The sequence below is a fragment of the Streptococcus infantis genome, assembly GCF_047464215.1.
Classification (GTDB): domain Bacteria; phylum Bacillota; class Bacilli; order Lactobacillales; family Streptococcaceae; genus Streptococcus; species Streptococcus infantis_P.
Genome location: NZ_JASHCG010000003.1, coordinates 39,642 through 56,786, shown reverse-complemented (window position 1 = coordinate 56,786; position 17,145 = coordinate 39,642). Strand labels below are relative to the sequence as shown.

19 protein-coding genes and 2 pseudogenes are annotated in these 17,145 nt (G+C 39.2%); 4 read left to right on the top strand and 17 right to left on the bottom strand.

Features of this window, described 5'->3' with window-relative positions:
• The first annotated feature begins 88 nt into the window (after positions 1-88).
• The 3 genes from QM469_RS02555 to QM469_RS02545 are packed head-to-tail and all read left to right on the top strand — an operon-like array spanning position 89 to position 1,938.
• Entirely contained in the window at positions 89-220 is a 132-nt protein-coding gene (locus tag QM469_RS02555) for an SPJ_0845 family protein (protein WP_000268695.1), read from the top strand.
• On the top strand, positions 221-1,126 hold the full coding sequence (locus QM469_RS02550; RefSeq protein WP_414276026.1) for a permease: 906 nt from the start codon (positions 221-223) through the stop codon (positions 1,124-1,126).
• Positions 1,123-1,938, top strand: a complete 816-nt coding sequence (locus QM469_RS02545; protein WP_414276025.1) for a TIGR03943 family putative permease subunit — start codon at positions 1,123-1,125, stop codon at positions 1,936-1,938. The genes QM469_RS02550 and QM469_RS02545 overlap by 4 nt, the downstream gene beginning before the upstream one ends.
• A gap of 31 nt (positions 1,939-1,969) precedes the next feature.
• Here the strand turns inward: QM469_RS02545 and aguB are convergent, their stop codons facing one another.
• The 14 genes from aguB to QM469_RS02475 all read right to left on the bottom strand — a co-directional run bounded on the left by aguB (position 1,970) and on the right by QM469_RS02475 (position 14,568).
• On the bottom strand, positions 1,970-2,845 hold the full coding sequence (gene aguB / locus QM469_RS02540; protein ID WP_414276024.1) for an N-carbamoylputrescine amidase: 876 nt from the start codon (positions 2,843-2,845) through the stop codon (positions 1,970-1,972).
• 9 nt (positions 2,846-2,854) lie between these two features.
• Positions 2,855-3,940, bottom strand: a complete 1,086-nt coding sequence (gene aguA, locus QM469_RS02535) for an agmatine deiminase (protein ID WP_311523408.1) — start codon at positions 3,938-3,940, stop codon at positions 2,855-2,857.
• Positions 3,937-5,064, bottom strand: coding sequence for a carboxynorspermidine decarboxylase (gene nspC, locus QM469_RS02530; RefSeq protein WP_414276023.1), 1,128 nt, complete (start codon positions 5,062-5,064; stop codon positions 3,937-3,939). Before nspC ends, aguA begins: the two co-directional genes overlap by 4 nt.
• Complete coding sequence (locus tag QM469_RS02525; protein WP_414276022.1) at positions 5,064-6,323, bottom strand: saccharopine dehydrogenase family protein; 1,260 nt, start codon at positions 6,321-6,323, stop codon at positions 5,064-5,066. The genes nspC and QM469_RS02525 overlap by 1 nt, the downstream gene beginning before the upstream one ends.
• On the bottom strand, positions 6,320-7,180 hold the full coding sequence (gene speE, locus QM469_RS02520; protein WP_414276021.1) for a polyamine aminopropyltransferase: 861 nt from the start codon (positions 7,178-7,180) through the stop codon (positions 6,320-6,322). Before speE ends, QM469_RS02525 begins: the two co-directional genes overlap by 4 nt.
• Positions 7,181-8,635, bottom strand: a complete 1,455-nt coding sequence (locus tag QM469_RS02515) for an aminotransferase class I/II-fold pyridoxal phosphate-dependent enzyme (RefSeq protein WP_414276020.1) — start codon at positions 8,633-8,635, stop codon at positions 7,181-7,183. It lies immediately after the preceding gene.
• Between the two features lie 599 nt (positions 8,636-9,234).
• Entirely contained in the window at positions 9,235-10,251 is a 1,017-nt protein-coding gene (locus QM469_RS02510; RefSeq protein WP_414276019.1) for a hypothetical protein, read from the bottom strand.
• Positions 10,244-10,711, bottom strand: a complete 468-nt coding sequence (locus tag QM469_RS02505; protein ID WP_414276018.1) for a hypothetical protein — start codon at positions 10,709-10,711, stop codon at positions 10,244-10,246. Before QM469_RS02505 ends, QM469_RS02510 begins: the two co-directional genes overlap by 8 nt.
• Positions 10,712-10,754: 43 nt before the next feature.
• Entirely contained in the window at positions 10,755-11,549 is a 795-nt protein-coding gene (locus QM469_RS02500) for a DUF4261 domain-containing protein (RefSeq protein ID WP_414276017.1), read from the bottom strand.
• Positions 11,550-11,597: 48 nt separating this feature from the next.
• The gene (locus QM469_RS02495; protein ID WP_414276016.1) at positions 11,598-12,095 is read right to left on the bottom strand and encodes a hypothetical protein; all 498 of its coding nucleotides are present in this window, start codon (positions 12,093-12,095) and stop codon (positions 11,598-11,600) included.
• Between the two features lie 10 nt (positions 12,096-12,105).
• On the bottom strand, positions 12,106-12,660 hold the full coding sequence (locus QM469_RS02490; protein ID WP_414276015.1) for a hypothetical protein: 555 nt from the start codon (positions 12,658-12,660) through the stop codon (positions 12,106-12,108).
• Positions 12,661-12,677: 17 nt separating this feature from the next.
• Entirely contained in the window at positions 12,678-13,160 is a 483-nt protein-coding gene (locus QM469_RS02485; protein ID WP_414276014.1) for a hypothetical protein, read from the bottom strand.
• Positions 13,161-13,178: 18 nt separating this feature from the next.
• Positions 13,179-14,030 carry a CbrC family protein gene (locus QM469_RS02480; protein ID WP_414276013.1) on the bottom strand — a complete coding sequence of 284 codons (852 nt, stop codon included), beginning with the start codon at positions 14,028-14,030 and terminating at the stop codon, positions 13,179-13,181.
• A 31-nt stretch (positions 14,031-14,061) separates the two neighbouring features.
• Positions 14,062-14,568, bottom strand: coding sequence for a YfbM family protein (locus QM469_RS02475; protein ID WP_414276012.1), 507 nt, complete (start codon positions 14,566-14,568; stop codon positions 14,062-14,064).
• 234 nt (positions 14,569-14,802) lie between these two features.
• On the opposite strand from QM469_RS02475, the gene QM469_RS02470 reads away from it, so the two are divergent.
• Entirely contained in the window at positions 14,803-15,822 is a 1,020-nt protein-coding gene (locus QM469_RS02470; protein WP_153225582.1) for a hypothetical protein, read from the top strand.
• Between the two features lie 33 nt (positions 15,823-15,855).
• Here QM469_RS02470 and QM469_RS02465 read toward each other — a convergent pair.
• The 3 genes and pseudogenes from QM469_RS02465 to QM469_RS02455 form a co-directional block, all read right to left on the bottom strand.
• A pseudogene (locus tag QM469_RS02465) lies at positions 15,856-16,281 on the bottom strand (hypothetical protein); the annotation flags it as partial.
• A 112-nt stretch (positions 16,282-16,393) separates the two neighbouring features.
• Positions 16,394-16,768 (bottom strand): annotated as a pseudogene (locus QM469_RS02460) (hypothetical protein); the annotation flags it as partial.
• Positions 16,769-16,815: 47 nt separating this feature from the next.
• On the bottom strand, positions 16,816-17,127 hold the full coding sequence (locus QM469_RS02455) for a hypothetical protein (protein WP_075231390.1): 312 nt from the start codon (positions 17,125-17,127) through the stop codon (positions 16,816-16,818).
• Positions 17,128-17,145 lie beyond the last annotated feature (18 nt).

Sequence of the window (17,145 nt, the reverse complement as noted above, 5' to 3'; positions counted from 1 at the left end):
AATTCATTGGTCTTAACAATTTAAAATTAAACCTTTTGGCTGAAATAATAGTATAATAGAGGAAACAATAAGAATTGAGGTATGCCTTATGGCTGTTAAATTTACAAAAACTGATGACTTAGATAAGATGTTCGAAGAGTTCGCTAAACTTCCTGATTTAAAGCAAGTGACATTTCCAGATGACAAAGAAAAGAAAGATAAAGCAGAAAAGAAAAAATAGATGACACTCTTTCAAAGTCTACCTTCTAGTGTGTTACAAGCTGGCGCTATCTTTTTATCAATCATCATTGAAGCCCTACCCTTCGTTTTGATTGGAAGCATTATTTCTGGTGCTATCGAAGTCTATGTGACTCCTGAGAAAGTTTATAGATTTCTCCCTAAAAATCGCTTGGGGAGAATCTTTTTTGGTACATTTATAGGGTTTCTCTTCCCATCTTGTGAGTGCGGAATTGTTCCGATCATCAACCGCTTCTTAGAGAAGAAGGTTCCAAGCTATACGGCTGTTCCCTTTCTAGTAACAGCTCCTATCATCAATCCCATCGTACTCTTTGCGACCTATTCGGCCTTTGGTAATTCATTTAAAATGGTGTTACTACGTGCTTTGGGCTCTATTCTCGTTGCTACTATATTGGGTATTTTCCTTGGATTTTTTTGGAAAGAACCCATTCAGAAGGAAAATAGGTTGGCTTGTCATGAGCATGATTTTTCTCACTTGACTTCAGGTCAGAAACTTCTTCAGGTCTTCATCCAAGCTATTGATGAATTCTTTGATATGGGGCGTTATTTGGTTTTTGGCTGTCTGTTTGCCAGCATTGTCCAGGTCTATGTACCAACTCGGATCCTGACTTCTATCAGTGCAACACCACTCCTTGCTATCGTTCTCTTGATGTTCCTATCCTTCCTTCTATCACTCTGTAGTGAAGCTGATGCCTTTATTGGCTCTTCGCTTCTCTCTAGTTTTGGCTTTGCTCCAGTGCTTGCCTTTCTGATTATAGGCCCTATGCTTGATGTCAAAAATCTACTCATGATGAAGAATTATCTTAAAACTCGCTTTATCTGGCAGTTCATGACCATCGTAACTCTTGTTGTTCTTGTCTATTCTTATATAGTCGGGGTGATGCTATGATACGATTTTTTATTTTGATGAGTTATTTTTTCTTAACCCTTTATCTACATCTATCAGGTAAGCTCAATCAGTATCTAAACCTCCACTACTCTTATCTGACTTATATCACTATGTTTTTATCTTTGCTACTAGCCATCGTTCAAGCCTATATTTGCTTCAAGCGTTTGAAAGAACACAGTCACTTACATAAGTTTTCTGCCAAGCTTGCTAGTTTTGTCCTCCTAAGTTTACCCTTGTTAGTTGGATTTACATTTCCAACTGTCGAGCTAGATTCGCAAACAGTATCGGCAAAAGGATATTATTTTCCTCTGTCAGAAGGAACGGACAAGGCAATCCAAGCAAGCGAAGGAACGAGCAGTCAGTATCTTAAGCCGGATACCAGTAGGTTTTATTCACACACAGCTTATGTAGACACTGTCCGTAAGAGTGCTGATAAGTACTTAGCTCAATCTAGTATTGTTATCACCGATGAGAATTACTTGGAAGTCATGGAAGCTATTTATGATTATCCAAATGAATTTGAAGGCAAGGAAATCGAGTTCACAGGCTTTGTCTACAACGATCCGAATCACGCTAAAAGTCAATTTGTCTTTCGCTTTGGTATCATGCACTGTATCGCTGATTCAGGTGTTTTTGGGCTATTGACTACAGGAAATACCAATCATTACGAAAATAACACCTGGGTAAAAGTCAAAGGTAAGATTAGTAACCACTATCACAAGGAACTTAACCAAGTTCTCCCTACTATTGAAGTTCAATCTTTCGTAAAAGTCGATAAACCAGAGAATCCTTATGTTTACAAAGAATTTTAAAAAAGTAGCCTAAGTGGGCTACTTTTTATTTTCATCTCACAATATCTTTATACATGTCAGGTCTTCTGTCTCTAAACAGACCCCAATTTAGGCGCTCATTTGCTCCTTTGTCGAAGTCATAGGTAGTCAACAAAATTGCTTCAGCTTGTCTATCTGCTTGAGTCAAGATAGCTCCTGTTTCATCGGTCATAAAGGATGAACCGTAGAAATTAAGACTAGAACTTTGGCCCCCGTTTTCCTCGCAAGGTTGTACTTCTTCCAAGCCATAACGATTGGCAGCAATAACTGGCACAATATTTGCTGCTGCATGCCCTTGCATAGTACGTTGCCAATGACCACAACTATCTGTATCCAAAATAGGCTCTGAACCGATGGCAGTTGGATAAAAGAGCAATTCTGCACCATTTAGAGCAAGGCAACGGGCTGTTTCAGGAAACCACTGATCCCAACAGATGCCAATACCAATCTTGGCATAGCGAGTATCCCAAACTTTGAAGCCTGTGTTTCCAGGAGTAAAATAGAACTTTTCTTGATAATAATGGTCATCTGGTATGTGTGTTTTTCGATAAACGCCTAGTACTTCTCCATCTGCATCAATGACAGCAATAGAATTGTACAAGACATTGCCATCCTTTTCGTAGAAACTGATTGGTAAAACGACCTTTAGTTCCTTAGCAATTGATTTAAAATGCTGAATAGCCGTATTTTCTGTAACCGACTGGGCATACTGGTAGTAGTCATATTGACGTTCCTGACAGAAATAGGGACGTTCAAATAATTCTGGTAAAAGAATGACCTGGGCACCTTGCTCAGCAGCTTGACGGACTAAACCTTCAGCTGTTTGGATATTCATTTCCACATCCTTAGCGCATTGCATCTGAATAGCTGCAACCGTTACATTTCTCATCTTTTTCTCCTATTCTGGAATTTGTTGGGTAATACAGTGGATATTTCCACCACCTAAAAGAATATCTCTTGCAGGGATTCCTACGACTTCACGGTCTGGGAAACACTTACTCAGGATATCCAAGGCCACTTGGTCGTTTTCGTCCTGAAATTGTGGCACCAAGACAGATTTATTGGCAATATAGAAGTTCACATAGGATGCTGCTAAACGCTCACCAGCATAGCGTTCTTCTTCACCTTCTTCATATGAATAGCCCGGCAAATCTTCTTCCGTCACTACTTGATGAATAGCTGGAATCGGAAGTTTATGAATAGTGAAACTCCGGCCCTTTGCATTTGTTTCCGTCTCTAAAAGAGCTAGATCTGCTGCAGACATGGCATACTGAGGATCATCCTGATCATCTGTCCAAGCTAAAACAACTTCCGCTGGGCCAACAAAGGCTGCTACATTGTCAACGTGTTCATTTGTCTCGTCCTGATAAATACCATAAGGAAGCCAGATAACTTTTTCAGCACCAAGACAGTCTAGTAAGGTCTCTTCAATCTCCTCTTTAGTCAGGTGAGGATTACGCCCAGGACTAAGCAAGCAACTTTCAGTAACAAGAATGGTTCCTTGACCATCGCTGTGTATCGCTCCGCCTTCCAGTACAAAAGGCTTGGCATCGTAAACAGGTATCTCTAAAACTTCTGCAAAGCGACTGGCCACTTGGTCATCTGCTTCATAGTCTTGATAAAGACCGTCATATGAGCCACCCCAAGCATTGAAAGACCAATCTACCGCTAACTTTTCCCTTTTATCATTAAGGAGAATGGTCGGACCTGTATCACGAGCCCAGGCATCATTTGTTGGAATATCTAGATAAACGACCTGGTCTCCAAGATAGGATTGGGCTTCAAATAGATAGTTCTCCTCTACCAAAAGATAGACTGTTTCCCCTTGGGCAATAGTTTTGATAATCTGACTAAAAGTTTTTTTAGCTCCCTTGTCTTGAAAAGGCCAGGAACCTGGTCGTGTTGGCCATATCATAAGAGTTCCATGGTGGGGTTCATACTCTGCTGGCATACGATAGCCTAATTTTTTTGGACTGTCCATCATGATAATCTCTCCTTAAAGTCTTGATAGCCGAAGGCTTTGACTAAACAGCATTCACCCTCTTTATCCATCACATACAAACTTGGAAGCCCAATCCCGTTAAAGGTATTATTTTTGACAAAGGAGTAGATTGCCATATCTTCAAAGTAAAGTCTATCTCCGATCTCAACTGGATTTTCAAAACTATAGTCTCCAATGATATCTCCTGTTAGACAAGTATTGGAAGAAAGTCTATAAGTATAGGATTTTTCTTGCGCTTCAAAACCGTCTCTCAATGGGGGACGATAAGGCATCTCAAGAACATCTGGCATATGGCAACTTGCCGAGGCGTCTAACACTAAGGTCTCAATCCCATTTTCAACGATGTCTAAGACTTCAGTAGCTAAATAACCAGCATTAAGCGCAATCGCTTCTCCTGGTTCGATATAGACGTCAAGGTTATAGGTTTCTCGAATTCGTTTAATCTCAGAAATCAGCAAGTCCACATCATAGTCTGCTCTCGTAATGTGATGTCCACCACCCATATTGAGCCATTTAACGTGATGCAAGTACTGTCCAAACTGCTCTTCTACTGCTTTCAAGGTTGTCTCTAAATCATCTGCCCCTTGCTCACAAAGAGTATGAAAATGAAGTCCGTCCACCAAGTCCAGCAAATCACTAGGTATCTTGTCTGAAGTCACTCCAAAACGAGAGCCAGGAGCACAAGGGTCATAGAGCGCGTGATCTCCCTGAGTAGAACACTGAGGATTGAGGCGTAGACCGACACTGATACCAGCCTCACGACAAATTTGACCATATTTTCGTAATTGTCTCTCTGAATTAAAAACAATGTGATCAGATAGTTGAAGCAACTCTTCCATGTCAGATTCTTTGAAAGCAGGCGCAAATACATGGACTTCGCCAGGAAACTCTTCTCGCCCTAGCTTAGCTTCATAGAGTCCACTAGCCGTCGTACCAGAGAGATACTGGCTAATTAGGGGATAGGTTTTATAGAGAGAATAAGCCTTTTGAGCTAGCAAAACCTTACAACCTGTCTTTTCCTGAACCTGTTGCAGAATGCTACAATTTTCTTCTAGTTTTGCTAAATCAATGACGTAAGCTGGTGTTGGTACTTGTTCTAACTTCATTAGTCCACCATTTGTGGGTTTTCCACCACAACCCATGGCAAACCGTATTTATTCAAAGCATCCATGAATGGGTCTGGATCCAACTCTTCAAGGTTATAAACTCCTGGTTGTTTCCAAGTACCATCCATCACTAATTTTGTTCCAATCATGGCAGGAACTCCTGTTGTGTATGAAATTGCCTGTGAACCAACTTCTGCGTAGCATTCCTGGTGGTCACAAACATTGTAGATGTAGATAGTCTTTTCAACACCATCTTTGACACCTGTAAAGATACAACCGATATTGGTTTTTCCAACTGTACGTGGGCCAAGGCTTGCAGGATCTGGAAGTAAGGCTTTCAAGAATTGGATTGGCACAATTTCTTGACCGTTAAAGTTAATAGTATCTGTACGAAGGAGCCCAACGTTTTCCAAGCATTTCATATGAGTTAGATAAGATTGGCCAAAAGTCATAAAGAAACGAATACGTTTAACTCCTGGGATGTTTTTAGCAAGTGATTCAATTTCTTCATGGTGAAGAAGATACATGTCTTTTTGCCCAACTTGAGGGAAATCATACTCACGCTTGATAGACATAGCTTCGACTTCTACCCATTTTCCATCTTCCCAGTAAGAACCTGGTGCAGAAACCTCGCGGAGGTTGATTTCTGGATTAAAGTTAGTAGCAAATGGATAACCGTGGTCCCCACCATTACAGTCTAAAATGTCGATATAATGGATTTCATCAAAATAGTGTTTGAGGGCGTATGCTGAAAAGACGCTAGTTACACCTGGGTCAAAACCAGAACCAAGAAGAGCCGTCAATCCTGCTTCTTTGAATTTTTCTTGGTAAGCCCATTGCCATGAATAATCAAAGTAAGCCGTAAAACCAAGCTCCTTACAACGTTTTTCATAAATTGCACGCCATTCAGGGTCTTCTGTATCTTCAGCCTCATAGTTGGCTGTGTCGATATAGTGGACACCTGTCGCCAAACATGCATCCATAATAGTCAAATCTTGGTATGGTAGAGCTACGTTCAAAACGGCTTCTGGCTTGTAGCTTTCAATCAAGGCAATGACTTCTTCGACATTATCAGCATCAAGAGCAGCTGTTTCAATTTTAGTACTTGTTTTGCCCTCTAATTTAGATTTCAAGTCATCACATTTTGACTTGGTACGGCTAGCAATCATAATCTCTGTAAAGGTTTCGCTATCTTGGCAAATCTTTGAAATAGCAACTTGGGCAACGCCCCCACATCCAATAACTAATAAACGACTCATTTTTTCCCTTCTTCTTCTTCTAAAATGTCTTCAACGTATTTTGGCAACATAAAGGCACCAACGTGTAAGTTTGCAGTGTAGTATTCTGTGAAAAGCTGGCGTTTTTTCCAACCTTCCTTATCAAAATCTTTGACAGGGTGATATTTTTTCGATGCAAATCCAAATAACCAATAGCCAGCAGGACTGGTAGGAATATGGGCTTGGTAAATCCGGCTAATTGGAAAGGCTTGATTGACCTTGCGGTGCATGCTTCGACAAGCTGACTCATCTTCGTCAAAGAAAGGACTACCATGCTGATAAATCATGATTCCGTCTTCTTTCAAGGCTCTGTAACTATTGCCGTAAAATTCCTTGGTAAAGAGACCTTCTGTATGTCCAAATGGATCTGTTGCATCATTGATGATAATGTCGTAGTCATCTTCACAGTTTCTCAAAAATCTCAATCCATTTTGATAATAAATAGTGACACGAGGGTCATCAAGACCAGCAGCAAAGTCTGGAAAATACTCACGACAGACCTCAACCAGCATCTCATCTGGTTCAACGATATCGATTTGTTCCAATTCTGGATAGAGTGTTAAAACCTGGGCAACACCACCGTCGCCACCCCCAATAACCAAGACTTTCTTAGGATTAGGGTGCACAGCCATAGGCACGTGAACAGTCATTTCATTGTAGACAAAGTCATCTGCATCTGAGAACAAGACGTGCCCATTTAAAATCAAAATCTTTCCAAAAGCTGGCGTGTCTAAAACTTCGATATCCTGCCATTCACTTTTACCTGCGTAAAGTTGTTTGGCTGTTCTCAGGGACAATTTCACATCTGGAGTATGAACTTCAGAAAACCATAAATCCATTTAGTTCTCCTTTCTCTCAATAACATTGATGTGATTGACCTCTGGATCTTCCGTTCCTTGGAGGGAACAACCACGTTCCTTGGCAAATTGTATATAGTCAACAATGTCTCGTGTAATCCGTTCACCTGGCGCTAGGATTGGAATCCCTGGAGGATAGCACATGACAAATTCCCCACAGACCTGGCCAACAGACTCGTCCAGGGTTAAACTTCTTCTCTCTGAGTAGAAGGCTTCCTGAGGAGATAGCACCAACTCAGGCTGGATATATTCTCCAGCAATCAAGTCCTTCCCATCTCGTGAGTATAGTCTCTTGATATCAGCTAAAGCACCAACCAAACGCTCAATATCTTGGATACGGTCACCAATCGAAATGTAAGCCAAGATATTCCCGATATCACCAAACTCAATCTGAATATCATATTCGTCTCGCAGGAGATCATAAACTTCAATACCTGTTAGACCAATCCCCTGAGTGTAGACTGACAACTTAGTAACATCAAAATCACAAACAGAAACTCCGTCTATTAACTCTTTTGAGTAGGCATAGTAGCCACCTATGGCATTGATTTCACGACGAGCGTATTCAGATATCTCAATGACCTTCTCAAAGGACTTTTTACCACGAAGGGCCAGATTGCGGCGTGAAATATCCAAACTAGACATTAGTAAGTAAGATGCTGATGTTGATTGGGTCAGGTTAATGATTTGACGCACGTACTCAGGATTCATCTGATCCCCAACTAAAAGAAGCGAGCTTTGAGTCAAGCTGCCACCAGACTTATGCATGGATACAGCTGACATATCTGCTCCTGCGTCCATAGCAGATAGAGGAAGTTTATCTGTAAAATGTAGATGGGCCCCGTGTGCCTCATCTACTAAGACTTTCATTCCTGCAGCGTGAGCCATCTCTGTCAGCCCCTTAAGGTCTGAACAAATTCCATAGTAGGTAGGATTGTTGATTAGGATAGCCTTAGCATCTGGATGATCCTTTATAGCTTGTGCTACACGCTCATTTTCAAGCCCCAAAGCAATACCGATTTTTGGATCCACACTCATCTCGATATAAATGGGAATAGCTCCACATAAAACGAGCGCATTGATAGCTGACTTATGAACATTTCGAGGAAGGATGATTTTATCTCCCGCTTTACAGGTGGAGAGAATCATAGTTTGAACAGATGAGGTTGTGCCTCCAATCATTAGAAAGGCATGAGCAGCACCAAATGCTTCTGCCGCTAGTTCCTCTGCATCTCTGATAATCGAAATGGGATGCCCCAGATTATCCAAGGGCTTCATAGAGTTAACATCTATACCTACACATTTTTCCCCTAACAGTTCAACCAACTCTGGGTTCCCACGGCCACGCTTGTGACCAGGTACGTCAAATGGTACAATTCTTTTTTTTCGTAACTTGACCAACCCCTCATAGATGGGAGCTTGGTTTTGATTTAACATTATAAAGACATACTCCTTTATCATATTTTTTACACCTTAACCATGCAAGGCTCTAAGGGATACTTATGAAAAAAGAGCAGGTTGGCACCTGCTCTACAATCTACTGACGTGTTTATGTTTGTTTCTTTTGAGTATGTCTGTTCCTGATGTTTCCTAACTCTCTAGTAGCAAATATTACGTACTTTATTGACCGTTTCACAAGATGACGTGTGCTTTCACCACACTAACAAATCTATACGAATTAGGACAAGTGTTCTAACATCAACTTATAAAAGTAGGCTTTTAACCCTATCAATAATGTGGCTTTTCAACCACGCTTCGGCATTCAACCCTGCCTGTCCGTAGGCATTTTTTACTCGGGTTTATATTTGCTAGAAAACATCATCTCATTTTCTAAGCTTTATTACTATAACATGTTTTCAGAGGCTTGTAAAGTATTTTTAGAACTTTTTTAAAACAATTTGACATTTTGTTCGTGAAATTGCTTTAGTTTCAAAATAGAAATCGTTTTAAATTTAAATCAAAAAACAAAAAAAGAAACTAAACAGATTAGTTTCTTTTAATGAATCATAAGCATAATCAACTATTCAAAACCCTATCTACTCATCTCGTGCTACTTGAACAGCTAGCTCAAAATCAGTCATCAAGTAATTTTCATCTAGACGGATGAGACTATAATACTCATTCCAAAATAGAGAGTCACTGTTGCTGGACCACTTTAATCCATACCACAATTGAGTGACATCACTTGTATGTGATGGGGGAATTGACCATAGATGCTTTTTAAAAGTTTCTTGAACAAGAGAAACATCCAGTCGAGTAGTCAAGTCAAGTTCATCTAATTTGAGAGTGATAGAATGTTTTTTAGCTGCCTCAATACTTTCCTTGTTAAATCGAACCTGAATAATCTTAGAATCTTCTAAAGCCACATCCTGGTCCTCAGCACCGTAAAAGGAAATACTGCCCAGTACTATTCCATCTTTTGCCAGGAGATAGGTAGCGTAAGGAACAGCATTGCTATCAAGTCTGAAGCCTTTTTCGATGGTAATTGTTTTATCGCCTGAATACCTTTGGAAACTGCCATCTGTCAGGAGCTCTTCGTATTCGCTACCACCATCGCCCTGTCTTACATAAATATCAAATCCAGCATCCATCAGCTCACTGGCTTTGGTTTCTGCCAAAGTGATTTTACTTTCATTGATCTGCAAAATCGGTGCTTGAGGTGGCAAACCAATCGTGAGATTAAACATGACTCCTACCAGAAAGACCATAAAGGTTATAAGGAGGGCAAGTAAAGATTTTCCAGTCCTTTTTCTTGCATTGAAAAGGGCCATCAGAGCAGGTAGAAGAATCATTTTGGCTAAAATAGAATTCCCAACACCACCTCTATTTAAAGTCTGAAAAGCAAAGATCCCTGCAATAGCAATTAGGGACAGGTAGACCAAAATCTCACCTAGACCCAGCTTTTCAGTTCGAGTTTGTTGGTTTACAGGCGTTTCGTACAATGACTGCCCATTCTCTTTCCTCTTTTTTAGAAAGAGATAAAACCCCAGACCAAGTAGCAGATTAAAGATTGCAAAAACTATTAAAGTACCTATTATCGCCGTTCTAGCCATGGCTCTCTACTCCTTTATGTTCTCTCTCAAATCTTATCTTTCTCTTTAGCACCCAATTCCCAATCAATAAAACCAGCAAGAAGAAGGGGCCACCTTCTATGACCACAATGGGTAAAGCCAGTAGAGCAATCATTAAAAAACTAGCTTGCTTTTGCCGCCAACTACCGCCCCATTCTCCGTTTATCAGTCCACCTAAATAGTCGACGTAGTCAGTAAACCAAGCCAATAAGGGATTTTGAAAATCACTAGCCCTAAGGTAAATGAACAAAGCAGAATTTAGCAAAACATAAAGAATTCCTAAAACCAGAATAATCTTTTGACTAGTTCGAGTAGCCTCTAGAACGATTTTTTCTCTCTTCTCTGGTTTTATTTCCTTGAGACTTGGATTCTTACAAGAGAGTTTTTCAAATCTATAGTCCAGAAATCGGTAGAGATAATACTTTTTTAAATCACGCTTCATAAAACCCCCAATCTAGGAAGGACACTCAATTATAAATCATGGTCTAAACATCTAATTTCAAGGAATTTCCTTCCAAATAGACGGCTTTTGACTCAGTGATTTTGATTTTTTGATCTTCTGAAAAGCCAACGGTTTCACCATCCTTTAAGGTGACATCACTGCCTAAAACATACTGAAGAATAGACAAGAGGAAATAATATAAGTCGTCGCTATCCATAGGGGAGTCGATAATTTCAATCTCAGTTTTTCCAAACTCTTTTAAACCATAAGTGTAAATGCTGGTCTTATCTTTCTGATTGATAATCCCCATATAAATCCAGAGTTGAAGGGGAAGCAGTTCTTCTTTCAAAAGGTCAGCCAGGTCTAGATAAAGATCTTTGGGCAAGAGCAAGGTGGTAGAACCCTGATAAATACCAATAGCTGATTGACTAGTTTTTAAGATAGAGGCATTGACTTTAGTTAATAAGGAATAAGTTTCTACTGGCGTAAGATTGTCAGACAAAATAGTAACAATGGCGTGTTGTGTGTGCTCCTGTGTTTCCTTCTCAACATCCTGCCAGAGGTAAGAATAGGCATACAATTCTTCAAATTCTTGACTTGGGATAGGAAGATCCATTAAAGCCAGCGCAACGAGAGCACCATCAATCACAAAGTTTGCACTTGAATCATCTCCAGAAACTTCGGAAATTTCAAGCCCCCAGTGAGATTTTAAATCCTGAACGACCTGGTCTAAAGAATAAGCCTGCTTGCCTTTGAAAAGAGGCATGGACAAGGTAAGGGTATTTTTCTTCTCTGACTTTTCTTTCTTACTAGAAAATAGATTTTTCAAAAATTTCATAGGACTTCTCCTTTTTTTCATATCAGTTGGGAAGCAAAGCTATCTTGCTCAAAGTGAGTCGAGATACCAAGTTTCCTCATCCTCAAAACCGTAAAATTTCTGGTCAAGCAACCAATTCCCATCTACCAATCTAAGTACAAACTGATGCTTCATTTCTAAAGCTTCTTGATAATGGGTGATAATTCTTGCTTCTTCAGCTTTTGTCATGATGAAATCTACAGAAAAATCATTCCTTTTAACATAGTTATACTCACTTGGGGAGCCATAAGAATTTCGAACTCCTCCTTCCAAGTATTTTTGAGTCACTCGTCCAGTTAGAAGTTGCATTTGCCTCTGAAAATAGTCATCCATAAGTTCATTCCACTTGGGATGAACTTGATTTGCTGGGATGCCAAGGCCTTCTTTTTCCTTATCCAGTGCTCTGTTACGCTCAAAAATTTCCTCTTCTAACAAGGTTAAACTTTTAAGTAAATCAAGCAATGGTGTAATGATTATTTCTGCTAGAGTTTGATATTTTTTAGGGGTATTTTTATAGTTCACTCTCATGATAAACCTCTTAATTCTCCTGGATTAATTGGTTTATTTCTCGATCTGAAAGAGATCCTTCCTTGTAGAGTTTTCTCAGTAAGTCTTCATCAACTGTGATTGAATAATAATCTGTCACAAACTCATGAAATCTCTCAAAGCTATCAAAAAGGTATGAAAGCAACCATTCTCCGCCGTCCTGATCTTGGTAAGTCTGTTGATGTGCGTGACCATCATACCAGATAAAGAAGGTTGTTTCGTCTTTTTGGTCTTCTGAATAAAGTGAGACATACTTTTCATCCAGTCCTTTATAAAAACTATCGATGATATCTTGATTCCACTCGTTAGCAGCAAACTGGCTTAAACTACTTTCATGATCAAAGCCTTTTATAAGGATCATTTTATCAGTCAAAATCACATCTAAAGAATCACCAGATCCATTGTCAATAAGGTAGCGGAGTCCATAGTCTTCCTCAGTCTTAATCACGAGTCTGAGCCAATCCTCACTCGGATCTGTTAGATACTCATCGATGACCAGCAAAGCATCTAAGCGAGTCTTTATCTTGCCCCAATCAATCTTTCTCATCTCTAAAAACCTCCATCTTATTCTTGCAATTTATCAAGATCACAAGCCCTATAACGAGCTGTTAGATAGCCTGAAAAGCTAATCTGAGGGATATTCCACTCATTAGGCAAATAAATCGAACAATCTACCTGATCACCTAGAGGGGAACTTGCTGAGAAGACATATCTTCCCAAATCCTCATTATTAGGATTTCTTTCAACTTGACCCAATCTGCTAGTATTGAACCAGTCTTTAAATAGTAACCAGATTTGCTCGGCCTCTTCGTTTAATAGGGAGACTTTCAAGTTGTAGCTGATTCCGACCCTACATCTTTTTTTGAATCCTGACTCATCAGCCTTACAAACTTTTATCGATCCCTTATCATACTGCCAGTTATCACTATCTAATAGGGGAAATTGAACAGATAGATTGTCTTTAAATCCCTGCATAGTATCTAATAAATCTTTGGAGGCGGCTTCGAATAATTCTAGTTCCTCCATAGTCTTCTCTTTAATTTTCATAGCTAATCACATTTCGATTTAATCTGCATCAACCCAGATCTGGTATTTTTGACAATGGAGGAATCTAAACAAATAACCACAGATAGGCCCGTCTTTGACCAAGTAGTTTTCTACCTCTTGATATTCTTCACGCGCTTCATAGTCTGCCAAGACTTGCTCAGCGATTCCCATATCCTTCAATTCTCGAGTTCCAACTGTACCCAAGTAAGCACAATAATCTTGGCAACAAGAAAGCCAATATTCTCCCTGCCAACTTATGTAGCCTGGAGTCTGGCAAAAAAGAAGCTTATCTTTTTCTAGATCCAATTCCCCCTGCCACTCGGCATCTTGGATAAATTCTGCATCGAATTTTTTAGCTGCTAGCCCGTTTGCAATGCACATTGGGCAAAGGTATTCTATATCCTCGATACAATAAGGGATCAAGTCATAATAAATATTGCTTTTTTTCCCACAAGATGGACAAAGCTTGGCTTCTCCTTCAACAAATGAACCTGTAGCTAAGGGATCTGGATGGTAGATAAAATGTGGCAAAGACTGTAATAGCTCCTGCCTATGCTTCTTCTCTTCTTTTCTTAGAGGACGAGGAAGGGCAAAACGATCGCCATGACTCTGACTCATTTCTTGTAATCTGCTCAGTTTCTTTAACTGTTTTCGGTCTGGTTTATCTAAGATTTCGGTCAATAAGCTATAGGCACTAGTGTAAAGACCCAATTGTTCATAGAGGTCAACTAAGACTTTCTTAGCTTCTAAATCCTCAGACTTAGCTAATTCATCAGCCAAATCATAGAGTGCCACAACACTGGAAGAATTTCCATCTTGGTCCAGGTATTGCTTTTTTAAAGTAATATACTTTTCTAGAAATGGATTCATGGGACTACCTTTCTAATGGAATATAAAAACCTTAACAAATAGTTACCAGGACATTTCCATTGAGCTCCAGAATCTTTTTGTAAAACTCTTTCATATTTACAAAACTGATTCGAATATCATCCTTGATTTCTTCCTCTTCCTCAAGATAATCCCAAATATCAGGATATAAGTCGGCTTTCTTGCATGCTTCCATACTAAAGTCTTTCAAAGCCTTGTCCATATCAAATTCTTCTAAAGCTTGACTGATAGCCGCAATTCTCGATTTTTCAGTATAGGCGATATATTCAGATACATCCTCTAGAGGAGTCACCCCTAAAACAGCTTCTCTCAGAGGATCATCGTCCATAAACTCAGAACTACTAAAGCCAGTCATGACAAAGAGAAGAGCATCCCACATCTTATTGATATCGATTAAGATATCATGAGTATCAGCGGAGTCCTCGGTAAAGTCTAACAAGTCATCTTCTTGATTGGAAAGACCTTTTATTTGTTCTAATTCATTGTCTGGTAAATATTGATAATTGGCAATCATTCCCATGATTTTTCTCCTTTGAATCTTGTAGGATAATACTCATGTTTTTAGCTCTATTTCTATAGAAAATGCTATAATGGAGCTAAGAAATTGTGTTATTGAATGTTAATACTCAATGAAAATCAAAGAGCAAACTAGGAAGCGAGCCGCAGGTTGCTCAAAGCACTGCTTTGAGGTTGCAGATGGAAGCTGACGTGGTTTGAAGAGATTTTCGAAGAGTATAAATAGGGGGAAACAGTCATGTTCACTAGTATTGTTTTGGCATTTTATGCTCTTTTCTTTCTATCCTTATCCTTTACTATTTATCTCTATATCAGACTTCTAGTTGCGGTCAGACAAGGGAAAGATGTCCCAAAATGGATCTATAAACTCGGCCATGCCATTCAAGGTAGAATTCACGTTGACTATGAAGAAATCACAGATGCCAATGCCCTTAAAGAAATTCATTGGTTCTTTATAATCTATCTAATCGTAAATCTACTCGTATTGGCTGGCTTCTACTATCATAGCCATAGTTTCCCTCAAGCAATTTATGAATGTTTGAAGAAACAATTTTTCATCGTATTTGTTAGTATGGTTTTAAAAAGTATTGGTAAATTGATTGTATTAACTATAAGAAAAAACTTTCAAAACAGTCATGCCTATGCATCAACCAACGCTTTTATCGGAACTGCTTTTTTAACGAGTTATGTGTTTATGTTTTGCATGATGATGAGTGGTCTTCCAGCTCAACCTGTTCCAGTAAGCATTCAAGATACCACTGTCATTATCGGAGAAACCAAGGCTTCCGAACTTTTGGATCAAGGATTTAGTTTCGAAGATAAAAATCCAGATAGCCCCATCACCAATCCCAAAAACGACCACTTCTATTACGGTCAACTTCTTGAAGTCAAGCGAGATAATCAGTCCTATGGCTTTATGAGCCTTACTCCTACAGGAAGAGATACTGATCAACTCAAAAACTGTATCATTACCTACTATAGAACTCCCAAGGACGACAATCAACTGCAGAAAATTTCTATCAATCATGTCAATCTAACAAATCTCAAGCTCCAAGATTTTCAAACACGAAAGTTAATCGATATCTTTCAACTAAATCCTGCTGATTATGAAGTCACTGACACCGATGCCAACTTCATCCTAACCATTCAAACAGCAGATTACGATCTCTGGAAAAGATACAGGATTGAAGCCAAGTTTAATACAGATGGTTCCCTAGATAGTTATGGTGTCAGAGCCCAACATAGCATGTGGGAATGATTCACCCCTTATTTTCCTCTTATCAGATAAACATTAGACTGAAAAAATATCATCGACAAGTTTATAGGTTTCGATGAACCGAAGGCCAGAGGAGCCTTTATCTCTAGTGATTTCTTCATAAATATCTTCTAAATTTTGGGCAGGTGCCAGCATCCAAAGACTAAATGGACTGAGTTTCACCTGTCCAATTTTTTCAATATTATCTAATAATTGCCCTAAATCTTTGTGATTGAACCAGCAATCTGTAACCAGAGCAAACTTGGTATTGTCCATCTTACAGGAGATTTGACTGGCCAAAAAATCATCGATGGTGGGCTTTTTTGTTTGTAAGAGGCGCGTGCAAGCTAGATGATACTCAAGCTTTCTAGGACTCTGCTCCACCATAGATACAAAGACAAGACCATATTCATCTTCGAACTTAACAGCAAGGATATCTCCTTCTTCAAAGTAAGGTTTGCGTTTATACTCTTCGAAAATCAAATTCAAACCACGTCAGCTTCGCCTTGCCGTACTTAAGTACAGTCTACAGTTAGCTTCCTTGTTTGCTCTTTGATTTTCATTGAGTATTAGCTTTTGCTTTAGGAACCTTTAGAGGTCTAGGATTTTCAGTTTGCAACTGAACTGCAAGTTTTTCCAAGACTTTTTGCCTTTGCTTCAAAGCCTTTGGATCTATTTCCATCCAAAATGGATCAGCCCCTTTTTGGATAAGCTCTACCGTTTTATCTCTGATATCGTCTGTCAGGTGACCAATCTTCCACAGTGAATAGGCAAGAGCAGTCCAATAAATCTCTGTAAAAAAGTCAGTTTGACAGTAATCTTTCTCTGCATCGAGGATATCCTTGATAATATTGGACACATGATCACCGTCTCTATAACGACCAACTACCTCATTGTAAATGTCATACCCTTGATCACTGTCAATGATTTTAACGCCATCAATAGCCATTCTCAACTCCTAGGTTCAACCGCCATGAAATTACTAAATTTAAAACCTTACTTAATCTTATGCTTGTTCATTTTTTCTTGGAAAATATCTGTAAGAATTTGTCGCAATTCTTGAGCTTCTTTTTCAGGAAGTTGGCCTTCTTGTTCAGCTACAGCATACAACTCTGGATACTCGAGCGAGATTCTCTTAACAGTACGTGTAATGGCATGTTTTCTAACAAAAAATGGAATTCGTTTAATCATATCTTGAGGAATTAAAGCGATAATTTTATCGGCAGTTTCCTTATCGGTCAGCTTAGAGAAAGTTAGTCCCTTTTTAATCATTTCTTGTTCTTTTTCTGTAAAATCTTTAATATCCATTGTGTCTCCTTATGACTA

Excerpts from the sequence above, each read along its gene's own strand:
- QM469_RS02555 (WP_000268695.1), top strand. The coding sequence starts at position 89 with ATGGCTGTTAAATTTACAAAAACTGATGACTTAGATAAGATGTTCGAA.
- aguB (WP_414276024.1), bottom strand. The coding sequence starts at position 2,845 with ATGAGAAATGTAACGGTTGCAGCTATTCAGATGCAATGCGCTAAGGAT.
- QM469_RS02510 (WP_414276019.1), bottom strand. The coding sequence starts at position 10,251 with ATGGCTAGAACGGCGATAATAGGTACTTTAATAGTTTTTGCAATCTTT.
- aguA (WP_311523408.1), bottom strand. The coding sequence starts at position 3,940 with ATGATGGACAGTCCAAAAAAATTAGGCTATCGTATGCCAGCAGAGTAT.
- QM469_RS02515 (WP_414276020.1), bottom strand. The coding sequence starts at position 8,635 with ATGTTAAATCAAAACCAAGCTCCCATCTATGAGGGGTTGGTCAAGTTA.
- QM469_RS02480 (WP_414276013.1), bottom strand. The coding sequence starts at position 14,030 with ATGAATCCATTTCTAGAAAAGTATATTACTTTAAAAAAGCAATACCTG.
- QM469_RS02550 (WP_414276026.1), top strand. The coding sequence starts at position 221 with ATGACACTCTTTCAAAGTCTACCTTCTAGTGTGTTACAAGCTGGCGCT.
- QM469_RS02455 (WP_075231390.1), bottom strand. The coding sequence starts at position 17,127 with ATGGATATTAAAGATTTTACAGAAAAAGAACAAGAAATGATTAAAAAG.
- QM469_RS02490 (WP_414276015.1), bottom strand. The coding sequence starts at position 12,660 with ATGAGAAAGATTGATTGGGGCAAGATAAAGACTCGCTTAGATGCTTTG.
- QM469_RS02485 (WP_414276014.1), bottom strand. The coding sequence starts at position 13,160 with ATGAAAATTAAAGAGAAGACTATGGAGGAACTAGAATTATTCGAAGCC.
- QM469_RS02525 (WP_414276022.1), bottom strand. The coding sequence starts at position 6,323 with ATGAGTCGTTTATTAGTTATTGGATGTGGGGGCGTTGCCCAAGTTGCT.
- QM469_RS02505 (WP_414276018.1), bottom strand. The coding sequence starts at position 10,711 with ATGAAGCGTGATTTAAAAAAGTATTATCTCTACCGATTTCTGGACTAT.
- QM469_RS02495 (WP_414276016.1), bottom strand. The coding sequence starts at position 12,095 with ATGAGAGTGAACTATAAAAATACCCCTAAAAAATATCAAACTCTAGCA.
- QM469_RS02475 (WP_414276012.1), bottom strand. The coding sequence starts at position 14,568 with ATGGGAATGATTGCCAATTATCAATATTTACCAGACAATGAATTAGAA.
- QM469_RS02500 (WP_414276017.1), bottom strand. The coding sequence starts at position 11,549 with ATGAAATTTTTGAAAAATCTATTTTCTAGTAAGAAAGAAAAGTCAGAG.
- QM469_RS02545 (WP_414276025.1), top strand. The coding sequence starts at position 1,123 with ATGATACGATTTTTTATTTTGATGAGTTATTTTTTCTTAACCCTTTAT.
- QM469_RS02470 (WP_153225582.1), top strand. The coding sequence starts at position 14,803 with ATGTTCACTAGTATTGTTTTGGCATTTTATGCTCTTTTCTTTCTATCC.
- speE (WP_414276021.1), bottom strand. The coding sequence starts at position 7,180 with ATGGATTTATGGTTTTCTGAAGTTCATACTCCAGATGTGAAATTGTCC.
- nspC (WP_414276023.1), bottom strand. The coding sequence starts at position 5,064 with ATGAAGTTAGAACAAGTACCAACACCAGCTTACGTCATTGATTTAGCA.